General features: G+C 44.7%; 9 protein-coding genes. 6 read left to right on the top strand and 3 right to left on the bottom strand.

What is annotated here, in order from left to right:
* The first annotated feature begins 94 nt into the window (after positions 1-94).
* The 5 genes from ACLTOQ_RS01265 to ACLTOQ_RS01245 all read left to right on the top strand — a co-directional run bounded on the left by ACLTOQ_RS01265 (position 95) and on the right by ACLTOQ_RS01245 (position 8,142).
* Positions 95-3,235 (top strand): pentapeptide repeat-containing protein, encoded by a 3,141-nt coding sequence (locus ACLTOQ_RS01265; protein ID WP_118173576.1) that lies wholly within the window; start codon positions 95-97, stop codon positions 3,233-3,235.
* A 79-nt stretch (positions 3,236-3,314) separates the two neighbouring features.
* Positions 3,315-3,860, top strand: a complete 546-nt coding sequence (locus ACLTOQ_RS01260) for a polysaccharide deacetylase family protein (RefSeq protein WP_412318487.1) — start codon at positions 3,315-3,317, stop codon at positions 3,858-3,860.
* A 182-nt stretch (positions 3,861-4,042) separates the two neighbouring features.
* Positions 4,043-5,485 (top strand): putative ABC transporter permease, encoded by a 1,443-nt coding sequence (locus ACLTOQ_RS01255; RefSeq protein WP_337598235.1) that lies wholly within the window; start codon positions 4,043-4,045, stop codon positions 5,483-5,485.
* Between the two features lie 6 nt (positions 5,486-5,491).
* On the top strand, positions 5,492-6,850 hold the full coding sequence (locus ACLTOQ_RS01250; RefSeq protein ID WP_337561671.1) for a replication-associated recombination protein A: 1,359 nt from the start codon (positions 5,492-5,494) through the stop codon (positions 6,848-6,850).
* Positions 6,847-8,142 carry an alkaline phosphatase family protein gene (locus ACLTOQ_RS01245; protein ID WP_349173581.1) on the top strand — a complete coding sequence of 432 codons (1,296 nt, stop codon included), beginning with the start codon at positions 6,847-6,849 and terminating at the stop codon, positions 8,140-8,142. Before ACLTOQ_RS01250 ends, ACLTOQ_RS01245 begins: the two co-directional genes overlap by 4 nt.
* A 6-nt stretch (positions 8,143-8,148) precedes the next feature.
* Here ACLTOQ_RS01245 and ACLTOQ_RS01240 read toward each other — a convergent pair whose 3' ends face one another.
* Genes ACLTOQ_RS01240 through ACLTOQ_RS01230 form a run of 3 tightly spaced genes read right to left on the bottom strand, consistent with a single transcriptional unit; the run spans position 8,149 to position 10,748 of the window.
* Positions 8,149-8,664: a DUF4364 family protein gene (locus ACLTOQ_RS01240; protein WP_412318486.1), complete on the bottom strand. Its 516-nt coding sequence runs from the start codon at positions 8,662-8,664 to the stop codon at positions 8,149-8,151.
* Positions 8,636-9,622 (bottom strand): TIGR01212 family radical SAM protein, encoded by a 987-nt coding sequence (locus ACLTOQ_RS01235; protein ID WP_412318485.1) that lies wholly within the window; start codon positions 9,620-9,622, stop codon positions 8,636-8,638. Before ACLTOQ_RS01235 ends, ACLTOQ_RS01240 begins: the two co-directional genes overlap by 29 nt.
* Complete coding sequence (locus tag ACLTOQ_RS01230; RefSeq protein ID WP_412318483.1) at positions 9,597-10,748, bottom strand: NADP-dependent malic enzyme; 1,152 nt, start codon at positions 10,746-10,748, stop codon at positions 9,597-9,599. Before ACLTOQ_RS01230 ends, ACLTOQ_RS01235 begins: the two co-directional genes overlap by 26 nt.
* Before the next feature lie 447 nt (positions 10,749-11,195).
* Between ACLTOQ_RS01230 and rho the strand changes: the two genes are divergently transcribed.
* Positions 11,196-12,959, top strand: coding sequence for a transcription termination factor Rho (gene rho / locus ACLTOQ_RS01225; protein WP_412318482.1), 1,764 nt, complete (start codon positions 11,196-11,198; stop codon positions 12,957-12,959).
* Positions 12,960-12,970 lie beyond the last annotated feature (11 nt).

Genomic DNA, 12,970 nt, shown 5'->3' with positions numbered 1-12,970 from the left:
GCTTATGCAAATTTTCTTTAGAAAACTGTTTTCGGTTCAAAATCAGCAGACACTAATTGAATAATCTACAAATGAATTATGAGGAGAAGCAGTAATGATAAGACGAGAGAACGTGATAAAAAGATTTATAATGGGAATGAGCGTACTCACTGCATACATTTATTATACAGGAAATTTGAATATGCATGATATAAATATTAGTGCAGAACAATTTATGTGTGATTTGCTGAATATTCTTTATAATATGGATTTAAAAAATGCAAATAATGTCACATATAATAATTCGGGATATGACTTGATCAGCGAAAATAAAAAAATAATTATACAGGTAACAGTTACGGATACACCAGAAAAAATAATACGAACACTTAATACTATTAAGCATAAGGTATTTGAATACTCAGAGTGGACGGAGAAACTTAGAGAAATAAGAGTGCAAAAAAAATTAGATCCGTCGACATATACTTCTAAAGTGCAAGACGATGAAAAGAAAATTAGGTCTAAATTGGCGGAGAATGTGAATTTAAATGATTATACATTATATTTTATGGTAATGAAGCAAGACGCAACCATGCAGAGAAAATATAAGGGTGAGAATAATCAGGGGTATGTGTGTATAGATGAAGTTAATTTTGACAAAAAGAATATTTGGGATTTCAGCACGCTTATTAATAAAGTTAATAGTATATCGGAAATTTCCAGCAATGGGGAAGATGATTTATTAACTGAAATAAATCATTTTATGGATAAAAATATCAATGTATTTGGAATGTTATCTGAACATGGAAATAGCCTTAACAATAAGGTTAAATCTATTATTAAAGAATATGCAGATAATTTTACAGAAAAGTTATTTCGACATAGATATGTTAGGAATAGTAAGGTTACATTAAATAGATTGTTTGTAGAACCTAAAATGAAAGTTAAAGAGTATTCTTTGGACAATTTTATTGTTATATTGGATAATTTTTTGTGGAATGAAACAAAGAAAAGAATATTGTTTATTGAAGGTGATGCAGCAATTGGAAAGACAAGTCTAGTTTCATATTTGTGTTATCACTATTTAGAAAAAGATGATATAAGTAAAGCAGTTTTTCTTAATAGTGATTTAGTGTGCGTAAGATTACGTGAACTAGATTTTTCCGATCGGAATAAAAGTATTCAAGAGATTTTATTAGAATATTTAGGCTTTGAAACAATGGAAAAGTTTAAGACTCTATTCGCTGATTGTATTTTGATTCTAGATGGTGCAGATGAAATGAGCATGATTGAAGGAATACATAGTACGGGAATGGAGGACTTGATTGTTTCCATTAGAAAAATATTTAAGAATAACAAAATAATTATAACTTCTAGACCACAATTTATTGATACAAGAAGATTTGATGCAAGAAATTTTAGCATTGAAAAGGCAGAAATTTTGCATTTTGATAAAGAAAAGAGAAAACAGTGGTTAGAAAAGTATGAGAGCTGTGGGGAGAGTGTACCTGAAAAAACAAAAGAATATATAATAAATATAGATGATAATGTAGCATCAGGAGTAGCCGATACACCTTTGGCACTATATCTTTTGGTTGCATGTGATATGCGAGAGGAACTTCAGGGAAATGTGTGGGCTTTATATCATGAAATATTTCATAATGCAATCATTAACACAGAGTATAATGAAAATTTTGATAATAGTCTTGAGCATCCAATAAAAGATTATGAAGAGATTCTATATAAGATTGTATGTAGTATTGCATTCAGAATGTTTAAAAATTCAATGGAAGAGAGGTATTATATAAGTTCACATGAACTTGATGAAATCATAAATGAATCGGGGGTTGACTCCGTAATTGTAAAATGGGTTCGAAAATGTTGTGTCCTTTGTGCATATTGGAAGAGCAATGGTAAGGCAGGTGCATTAGAATTTTATCACAATAATATTCGGGACTATTTTTTTGGTGAGTATATATATAATAAACTGAGCTTGCTAATGAATGAAAATGATGTTGAGAATCCACAAAATTTTCTCACAACAATGTGTGAAATAATGCAATACGGATATATAGCAGGAACAACATGGGAACAAACATTTTTGTTCATTTATAATAAGTTACAATATGATGATAAGAATTATGAGTGTGATCTTGAGAGTATGGTGATTTTTCTGCAAAGTATATATACAAAAATTATTTTAGCTGATGATACAATTTGGACGTATAATTACAGTGGATACAATTATCAGAAAATCAAGAATACATTATTTAATACATTGTTGTTAATTCGAGTTTATCAAAAAGGAGCGTTAATAGAAAAAAACAGTACGAAAACTACTTTTTGGAGTTCAGATGGTGAATTTATACAAATATTAAATTCAAATATTTTTGCGGATTGGTGTGATATGTTTAAGCAAAAAGTAATTATATCGAATAATAATATAATCTCGATAGGGCAAAACTGTCTACTCGATGGATTGAATTTTGAAAATAGGAGTATGCAGAATGTTGGATTTCAAGATTCAAGCTTAAGAAAAGCAAGCTTTAATAATACAAATTTGAATGGTATTGATTTTGCTTATAGTGATCTTTCAAATGCGTTTTTTTCAGGAGCAATATTAGAAAAAATAAATTTTTCAAATGCTCTTTTGGATGATATTGATTTTAGTAATGCTACTCTTATTAATTGTAATTTTACAGGTGCCAAAATTAGAAGGGGAAAATTTGACTTAACTAAAGTGGTAGATTGTGCATTTAAAGATTTGAAAGTGGAGGATGTAAATTGGGGTACTACGAAAATTCAGAGGTGTCATTTAGAAAATGTAAAGTTTACAAATTCATGTTTAGATAGAATAAAACTTAGAAAGGAAACGATTAATAATTCTGAATTTATAAATTGTAGTTTAAAAAAGGCGGATTTGGAAAGATGTAATGTTCAAGAAAGTATATTTGGAGAATGTGTGTTAGATGAAATTATATTAATTGGTGCAGAACTTTGCAATATAGAAATTACAAAAACATCATGCAGAAACGCAAATTTAAGTAATTCATCTATTGAGGATAGTCAGCTTATAAGTATAGATTTTGAAAACACAAGCTTTACTCAGGCAATTTTAAAGAAAAATAGCTGGGAACATATGAAATTTCGAAATTCAGATTTTAGACATACACAAATTTTTACAGATGATTTCATCAAGTTAAAAAAATATGATGCAGATTTAAGATGGTCAGTGGAGAAGAATGAGGATTTTTAAGATAAGTTAGGTTAGTCCACGCAAGTTTGAAATTTGTCAGCTCTAAAATAATAATTTATTCAAAATTTTTGGTCCTTACTTGACATCAGCAGATGACGGCCCGCATCCGGTCTATACGAAAATACTTTTGGACGGCCTGGCAGAGCGAGGCGCAAAAGCCAGTTTTTTTGTTACAGGGGAGAATGCAGAAAAATATCCGGAGCTGATTTTGCGTATGCAGAAGGAGGGACATCTGATCGGCAACCACACCTATAGTCATATTCAGCTGACAAGCAATAACCGGGAAGCCTTTCGACAGGAGCTGATTTCCACGAATGAGGTATTGAAGGAGATAACAGGAGCGGAACCCATTTTTGTCCGTCCGCCCTATGGAAGCTGGGACAAAGGCTTCGAACAGGAGCTGAATATGTTCCCGGTGCTGTGGACGATTGATCCCCTGGACTGGTGCAGTCAAAGCAGCACCAATGTTGAAAAGCGAATCTTGTCCAAAGCGCGGGAAAATGCGATTATCCTGCTGCATGATGAATATGCTTCCAGTATTGAAGCGGCACTTTTTATTGTGGATGAGCTGCAAAGCCAAGGCTATGTCTTTGTGACAGTCGAAGAAATAATGCTGGTATCTTGAAATCCGCAGTTGGATAAAATCCGCAGTTGGATAAAATCCAACAGTTGGATGAAATCCAACATGTACAGCAGGGAAAATAGTTGTTATAATCAAAATTGAAAGCGTTTGCCCTGATTGTGTCTGCGCGCACTTGGCACAAACTCGGCATGGGCAAAAAGCGTGCGCAGAAATGAGTGGAAAGAATGCAATATACCTACACAGAACTGGCAGCGTATCTGCTGCTGTACAGCTTTATCGGATGGGCACTGGAGGTTGCCTTTTTTGCAGTAAAAGAAAGAAGATTTTGTAACCGCGGATTTTTCAGCCTGCCCCTTTGCCCGGAATACGGCATAATGATGGATATTCTGATCCTTTTGCTGCCGGAGCAGGGGACAAAATGGCTGCTGCAGTTTCTGACCACTTGGATGGTCGTGTCCGTTGTGGAATATTTTTCCGGAGGGATCGCAGCCAAAATCTGGAAAAAGCATTTGTGGAATTACGAGGATGTGACACTGTTTGGCGGAAAGAAAAAGAGTGTGCTCCTTTCGCTGATCAAGGCAGCAGTTGTGATGACGGCGGTGCTGCTTTTGCATCCTCCGGTCTTTATCCTGTTTTCAATGATTCCGACAATTGTGCTGCGGATCATAGACATAGCCGGCTTTGGGCTGATGGCTGCCGACCTGGTGTCGATTCTGATTGCAGTCAGGAAAAGCAGGAGCCTGACAGAGCTGAAGGAAACCCAGGGGAGACTTCTGCAGGAACAAAAGGAAGTCAAGCAAAAGCTTGGAGGCAAGATCTATCATGCAGTCTGGAAGCGGTTAAACCGCGCATACCCGGAGATGGAAGCTCTGGAGGAGGCAGATCGGGCAGAACGATATGTCTTTGCAAGAGGCGTCTGTGTGGATAAGCTGATCTGGGTATTTATGATCTGTGCATTTCTCGGAGATCTGATCGAAACGCTGTTCTGCAGGGTGACGGGAGGCGTATGGATGAGCCGGTCCAGCGTAATTTACGGCACCTTCAGTATTGTCTGGGGCTTCGGTGCGGTCATTCTGACAGTTGTATTGCAGCGGCTTGCCGGAAAAGAGGATCGTTATATTTTCCTGGCGGGCAGTGTGCTGGGCGGCGTATATGAATATCTGTGCAGCGTATTTACAGAGATTTTTCTCGGGACTACATTCTGGGATTACAGTGACATGCCATTTAATATCGGCGGGAGAACCAACCTGCTGTATTGCATTTTCTGGGGACTGTTATCCGTTGTCTGGGTAAAAATTTGTTATCCGACGATCAGCGGATGGATCGAAAAGCTGCCGCCCCTTGGAGCAAAAATTGCGACCTGGGCAGTTATCGTGCTGATGAGCTGCGATGCGGTGATTTCAGCAGGCGCCATGGTACGCTATGTGGAACGGCAGGACAGCGCGGCGGTGCAGGAGAGCAGTGCGGACGCAAGGAATGCCGCGGGCGTAGAAAACGCCGCGAAGGAGGAAAGCGTCGCGGACGCAGGGACTGTCGTAGGCACGGAAAGTACCACAGGAACCGTGCGGGCGGAAAAGAAGAGCGTGATCGACACATTCTTTGACATCAATTACCCTGACGAGCGGATTGAGAAGGTGTGGCCGAACATGAAAGTGGAGGTACAATAAGGGGACATGGATCTTTTCGATTATATGAGACAGACCAATCAGGAAAAGGAAGCGCCGCTGGCGGCAAGGCTGCGGCCCCGGACGCTGGATGAGGTAGTCGGGCAGCAGCACATTATCGGAAAGGACAAGCTTTTGTACCGTGCGATTCAGGCGGACAAGCTTTCCTCCATCATTTTTTACGGACCGCCCGGAACGGGCAAAACGACCCTTGCGAGGGTGATCGCGAATACGACCAGTGCGGAGTTTATGCAGATCAATGCGACTGTGGCAGGCAAAAAGGATATGGAAGAGGTTGTGGCTAAGGCAAAGGACAACCGTGGAATGTTTGGCAAAAAAACGATACTGTTTATTGATGAAATCCATCGGTTCAACAAGAGTCAGCAGGACTATCTGCTTCCCTTTGTTGAGGATGGAACCCTGATCCTGATCGGTGCGACGACGGAAAATCCGTATTTTGAGGTAAACGGAGCGCTGCTGTCCCGTTCGGTTATTTTTGAACTCAAGCCGCTTTCAAAGGAAGATATCGAAGAACTGATCCGCCGGGCGGTCTACGATCAGAGAGGAATGGGTGCCTATCAGGCACAGATAGAGCCGGATGCGCTGGAGTTTCTGGCGGATATTGCAGGCGGAGATGCACGTGCGGCATTGAATGCAGTAGAGCTTGGCGTAATGACGACACAGCGCTCAGAGGATGGAAAAATCCATCTGACCCTGGAGGTTGCCCAGGAATGTATTCAAAAACGTGCAGTAAAATACGACAAAACAGGTGATAATCATTACGATACGATTTCGGCATTTATCAAGAGTATGCGGGGCTCCGATCCGGATGCGGCGGTTTATTATCTGGCGCGGATGCTGTATGCTGGGGAAAGCGTGACATTTATCGCCCGCAGGATGATGATCTGTGCGTCGGAGGATGTTGGCAATGCAGATCCGACAGCGCTGCAGGTAGCGGTTTCTGCATCCCTGGCAGCAGAGCGGGTGGGCATGCCGGAGGCGCAGATTATTCTGGCACAGGCGGCGGCCTACATTGCATGCGCGCCGAAAAGCAACGCAGCGGTCAACGCCATTGCGTCTGCAATGAAGACGGTGGAAGAAACCGGAAATCTGGCGATTCCGGTGCATTTGCAGGATGCCCATTATAAAGGAGCAGCAAAATTGGGACACGGAAAAGATTATAAATATGCACACGATTATCCAAACCACTATGTCAGACAGCAGTATTTACCTTATGAGCTGTCCGGAAGAGAGTTTTATCAGCCAGGTGGGATGGGATATGAAGTAAAAATCAAAGAGCACATGCAGCGGATACGCAGGGAAGCGGCTAAGACAGAGCAAAAGCCGCAGGATGGAGAAGAGCAATGAAACAGATACCAAAGCGGGTCATGATCGTGTCCTTTGATGCGGTCGGAGCAAAGGACCTGGAATATTTACAGACCCTGCCGAATTTTCAGCGTTTTTTTGAACAGGCGGCGCTGTGCAGCCATGTAAACAGTGTGTGTCCGTCCCTGACATATCCGGCCCATACATCCATTGTGACAGGGCGGATGCCGAAAAATCACGGGATTGTGAACAACACAAAAATCCAGCCCAACCGGAAGGATCCGGACTGGCTTTATCATCGCAAATGGATCCGCAGCACGACGCTTTATGACGAAGCGAAGAAAAAGGGAATGACGACGGCCGGGCTTTTGTGGCCTGTTGCGGCAGGCAGCAGGATGGACTACTATGTGCCGGAGATTATGGTGACACGCAAATGGCAAAATCAGATCCTGATGAATGCGACGAACGGTCCGTTGTTTTATCAGTTGGATCTGAACAAACGCTTCGGACAGTTGCGAAACGGGATCGCACAGCCTCAGCTGGACAATTTTATTCAGGCATGCGCGCTGGATACGATCTACAAATACAATCCGCAGCTGTTTTTGCTGCATCTGACGGATGTGGATGCGAACAGACATCTCTATGGCGTGGAGAGTAAGGAGGCAAAAGAAGCTCTTAAGCGCCACGATAAGCGTCTGGGCGAGATTGTAAGGGCACTGGAGGAAACCGGAGAGATGGAGAGCACGACGGTCGTGCTTCTGGGGGATCATTATCAGAAGGATGTGGACAAGGTTGCCTTCGTCAATCATGCACTGTGGAAAGCCGGCTTGCTGACGGTCCGCAACGGCAGGATCAAAAGCTGGAAGGCCTATGCAAAAAACTGTGACGGAAGCTGCTATATCTATCTGCATCCGTCTGTAGAAAACAATGCAGAAGTGCAAAAGCGTACAAGAAAAGTGCTGGAGACGCTGAAAGGACGGGAGGATTTTGGAATCGAAAGGATTCTGACCCGGGAAGAGGCAGCAAATATGGGCGCAGACGAAAACTGCTTTCTGATGCTGGAAGCAAAGGAAGGATGGTTTTTTCTGGACGAATGGGAACAGCTGACGGCAGCAGAAAAAGACTGCGCACATGGTATGAAGGGGACCCACGGGTATCTGCCGGGTGAGGCAGACTATCAGACCTTTTTTGCAATGTCGGGATGCAGTGTAAGAGCTGGTGCCAGGGTAGAAAAAAATATCGCGCTCTGGGATGAGGGCGCGACATTGGCAGCACTTTTGGAGATAGACCTCGGAAAAACAGATGGCAGTGTGATCCGGGAGATGCTGCAATAACATACTTTAAAACAGGGCGGTTGTCAGATACTGATAAATCTCCCTGTTATTTTTTTGCCAGTTTTCGCAAATGGAAATTGCGAGCTCTTCTGTAGGAACCGTAAGGCGGATGGTCACCAGGTTGACGTCCTTATCCACTGCAGTCAGCTCTGTTTCGAATTCCCCGTTGACAGCCTTGTAGTAGTTGCTCTGGATCGAAGATTCGTTGCGCATTTCCAGTTCATTTTTTTTGAGATATTCGCCGATGTCTGCCTTGATCGCGTCACTGATGCGGTTCTCAAAATAGGAAAGGGTATTGCGGCCCTCCTCTGTGATCTGCAGATGGGTTCGGTTGACCAGTGTTTTGGCAGTGATCAGCCCGGCCTGCGCCAGCTCATTGATAACCTGCTGCAGTGTCAGATAGCTGGTATATTCTTTTTCCAGAATGAGATCGCTGACCTGCGCCATTGTGAGTGGGAAGGATACCTTGTTGAGCAGATAAAGAACGATCAGTTTATAGAGTGTAAGAGGTTCCTGGTTCATAATTATCCCCTTGTCTGAGATTTCGTTGTTTCATAAGGGCATGCAGCCCGTTTAAGACGTTTCGTTTCGAAAGACTCCACTGGGGCGCGATCAGAAGCTTGCGGGGACCGTCTCCGGTGACCCGGTGGAGGCAGATATCCGGAGAAAGTGCAGCGATACAGCTTGTCAGCAGATCGAGATATTCTTCCTGTGTCAGTACAGGAAGCTTTCCGGCTTCATAAAGCAGGGCAAGATCTGTTCCCTTTAAAATATGGAGAAGCTGCAGCTTGACCCCAAAGGGATGCACCTGATTGACGGCACGGATGCTTTCCAGCAGGTCAAGCCGGGTTTCCCCGGGGAGTCCGAGGATCAGATGGACGATAAAGGGAAGCCTTCTGGCATGGAGCTTTGCTGCAGCATCATAAAATACGGAGGTCGGATATCCCCGGCGGATCCTTGCTGCAGTGTGGTCATGAATGGACTGCAGACCAAGCTCGATCCAGATAAACCGGTCAGGATACAGTAACTGGAGGCGGTCAAGTCCCTCCAGAATGATATCGGAAAGACAATCCGGGCGCGTCGCAATGGAAATGCCTGCGACCTCCGGGGAGGAAAGTGCTTCTTCATAACAGGAAAGCAGTCTGTCCGGATCACCATAAGTGTTGGTATATGCCTGAAAATAGGCGATCAGAGACGGCTTGCCGGGTTCCGGTGTCCATTTGGAGGACAGAAGTGCCTTGGCCTGATTTAACTGATCTGTTACAGAAAGCTGCCGGGAAGCAGCAAAATCGCCGCTTCCGCCTGCAGAGCAGAAAATGCAGCCTCTTGTATCGAGGGTGCCATCCCGGTTGGGACAGGTACAGCCGATATCCAGTGCAGCCTTGTAAAGTTTCCGTCCGTATGTATTTTTACACCAGGCGTCCAGCGAATAGTAGGGCTTCTGGTGCCAGAGATCAACGGATGTTTTTCTTGACTGCATCTGCAACAACATCCGCAACTCTGGGATCGAATGCTTCTGGCATGATATTGTTTTCGTTTAATTCTTCGTCAGAAACGAGGGCTGCGATGGCATTAGCGGCAGCCAGCTTCATTTTATCGGTGATTTGTTTTGCATGTCCTTCCAGAGCACCGCGGAAGATGCCGGGGAATGCGACAACGTTGTTGACCTGGTTCGGGAAATCGCTGCGTCCGGTGCCGACAACGCGTGCCCCTGCTTTTTTTGCGAGATCAGGCATGATCTCAGGAACGGGGTTAGCCATTGCAAACAGAATAGCATCGGAATTCATGGAAGCAACCATCTCTTCCGTCACAATACCTGGAGCGGAAACGCCGACGAAAATATCAGCACCCTTTAAAGCATCTGCAAGGGAACCGGTTTCGTGAGCCAGATTGGTGCGTTTTACCATCTTTTCCTGCATCCAGTTTAAGCCCTCTGCGCCATCGCAGAGAATGCCGGATTTATCGCACATAATGATATTAGAAAAGCCGTAGGTCAGCAGCAGGCGGGTGATGGCAACTCCTGCGCTTCCTGCGCCGTTTACAACAACGCGGCAGTCTTCCTTTTTCTTACCGACTACCTTTAAGGCATTGATGATGCCGGCGAGTACAACAATAGCAGTTCCGTGCTGGTCATCGTGGAAAACAGGGATATCCAGAGTCTCTTTTAAGCGCTCTTCGATTTCAAAGCAGCGGGGTGCACTGATATCTTCCAGATTGATGCCGCCAAAAGCGGGAGCAAGCCAGGTAACAGCTTTGATGATCTCTTCCGTGTCCTGAGTATCCAGGCAGATGGGAACTGCGTTGACACCGCCGAATTCTTTAAATAAGACAGCCTTGCCTTCCATAACGGGCATAGCGGCCTTCGGACCGATATTGCCGAGTCCCAGTACGGCGGAACCGTCGGAAACAACAGCTACAGTGTTTGCTTTCATCGTATAGGTGTAAGCGGCAGCCGGGTCTTTTGCAATGACCTTACAAGGCTCCGCAACGCCGGGAGTATAGACAAGTGCAAGGTCTTCACGGGTGCGGACGGGTGTTTTGGAAACGGTTTCAAGCTTTCCCTGCAGCTTCGCATGCAGTTCCAGCGCTTTTTCCTGATTTGTCATTTGATTTGCCTGCTTTCTTTTTTATTTAATAAGGAATGATGATGTCGGGGCATACGCGCCATTCGTAGCTCTCTGTATATCATCATATCTGATTTATTTGAGTGAATCAAGGAAAAAATCTTCCTATTCTGTTTTGAGTGTGGTACAATGAGCGAAACAGAAGGAGACGTTTGACTTGCGTCTCCGATGTGTAATAAAATTCACTAAAATGACAGGCACTTTTGATTTCTGACAAAAGACCGCTGTTTCCCGGATCGGGATGTTCTGGCGCATTTCAAAAAGATCGTTTCATGTAGAATTCCGTATGAAAATCAGGGACGAATCACGATGGCAGTAAAAGGAGTAAAGATTGAAAAATAAAAATTTTCAATCGCGAGATTTGTGTCTGCGCGCACTTGACACAAACTCGACATGCGCAAAAAGCGTGCGCAGAAATGAGAGGAAAAAATGATAAGAGAAAAATATGAATCTCTGGCAGTGCATGATCTGAAGGAGATTGCAAAAGCAAGGGGGATAAAAGGACTTTCTACAATGAAAAAGGCGGAAGTCATTGATGCGATGCTGAGGTTGGATGCCCAGGAGAATGCAGAAATCAAAACAGAACGCAGCGTCCCGGAGAGCCGCCCGGCAGAGCGCAAGGATGCCCCGGAGAAGGACGCGGCAGAGCGCAAGGATGCTCTAAAGAGGGACGCAGCAGAGCGGGAGGATGCTCCGAAGAAGGGCGCAGCAGAGCGGGAAGATGCTCCGAAGAGAGGCGCAGCAGAAAAGCAGGATCCTCATGACAGTGGGACGGAACCGGAGAGCAGAGCAGGGGATCGGGAAGAAAGACGGCAGCAGAGAACAGGAAAGCGCTTCATCAGCAATGGTTCTTATCATAATGGACGGACAGGAAGCCGCGACAACAATGGTGCGCGGGAAAATACTGCAGCTGCAGTGCCCCGTACTGCTGCGCCTGTGGCAGAAGAGGCACAGAACCGTGTGAGCGCGCCTGCACCTCGTTATAATGAGCGCTACAACAGTCCGTATAATCGCGGAACTGCACCGATCCAGAGTCCAGAGGACGACAAGTTCCCGACAGAGCTGGACAGCGGCATTACGGTAAAGGGTATTCTGGAGGTCATGGCTGAGGGCTATGGCTTTATCCGCTCGGATAATTATATGCCGGGAGATAATGATATTTACGTGGCACCCAGCCAGATTCGTCGGTTCAATTTGCGGACAGGCGATATTTTAGAGGGAAATACCAGAGTGCGGACACAGAATGAAAAATTCTCCGCCCTGCTTTATGTCAAGACGATCAATGGTTATACCACAGAGGAAGCATCCAGACGAAGCAACTTTGAAGATATGACGCCGATCTTTCCGAACAGCAGACTGAAAATGGAACGCTTCGGCTGCCCGGTGGCGATGCGGGTCATGGATTTGTTAAGCCCCATCGGTAAAGGACAGAGAGGTATGATTGTGTCCCCGCCGAAGGCTGGTAAGACAACCCTATTAAAAGAAGTGGCCATGTCGGTAAAGAAAAATTATCCGAACCTGCATCTGATCATTCTCCTGATCGATGAACGTCCGGAGGAGGTAACGGACATGAAGGAGACGGTGGCAGGGCCGAATGTTGAAGTGATCTATTCCACGTTTGATGAATTACCGGAACATCATAAACGAGTTTCCGAAATGGTTATTGAGCGTGCAAAGCGTCTGGTCGAGCATAAACAAGACGTTATGATCCTGTTAGACAGTATTACCCGCCTGACCCGTGCCTACAACCTGGTGGTTCCGCCCAGCGGACGTACCCTGTCCGGTGGTATTGACCCGGCGGCATTGCATATGCCGAAGCGCTTTTTTGGTGCAGCCCGCAATATGCGCGAGGGCGGAAGCCTGACGATTCTGGCCACTGCACTGGTGGACACCGGATCCAGGATGGACGATGTCATTTACGAGGAATTTAAAGGAACCGGTAATATGGAGCTTGTGCTGGATCGTAAGCTGTCTGAACGCAGAATTTTCCCTGCCATCGACATCCCCAAAACCAGCACGAGAAGAGAAGATCTGCTGCTGAGTGCAGAAGAGATGGAAGCAATCAACGTGGTGCGCCGCGCGCTGAATGGTATGAAATCCGATGAAGCTGTGGATAAGGTGCTGGATCTGTTTGCAAAGACGAAAACCAATGTAGAGTTTGTGCAGACGGTGAGAAAGATGAGATACCTGTAAAAATACAGCCC

Source organism: Gallintestinimicrobium sp., from assembly GCF_046968865.1.
Taxonomy (GTDB): Bacteria; Bacillota; Clostridia; order Lachnospirales; family Lachnospiraceae; genus Gallintestinimicrobium; species Gallintestinimicrobium propionicum.
This window is presented reverse-complemented; position numbering and strand designations above follow the sequence as displayed.